Genomic DNA, 376 nt, shown 5'->3' with positions numbered 1-376 from the left:
GGTTTTGCTCGCTTTGCAAAGATGCGTTAGATAAACAGCCTTCATTTGAAAAATGATTTTTGAATAAGGCTCAAAATAAAAAATTACCTATTTAAAGGGGAGAGAGAATGTCGGATAAGCAGCAATTAGCTACTGCTCGTGAACATGCATTGGCACTGGAAAAGGTTGTCAATAATGTGGTGATTGGTCAGCAACAGGCGATTCGTTTGATCTTGATCGCACTGCATGCTCGCGGCCACGTATTGCTTGAAGGCGGGGTCGGGGTGGGGAAAACTACCTTGTTACGGGCTTTCTCAAAAGCATTAGGTGGTGCATTTGGCCGTATCGAAGGTAGTGTGGACTTAATGCCTAACGATCTGCTTTACAGTGCCTGGGT

General features: G+C 44.7%; 1 protein-coding gene. It reads left to right on the top strand.

The features are described from left to right. Positions 1–107: 107 nt before the first annotated feature. A partial coding sequence (locus B3182_RS13685; RefSeq protein ID WP_292753122.1) for an AAA family ATPase occupies positions 108–376 on the top strand: 269 nt, incomplete at its 3' end.

This window comes from Methylophaga sp. UBA4204, from assembly GCF_002379485.1.
Taxonomy (GTDB): Bacteria; Pseudomonadota; Gammaproteobacteria; order Nitrosococcales; family Methylophagaceae; genus Methylophaga.
This window is presented reverse-complemented; position numbering and strand designations above follow the sequence as displayed.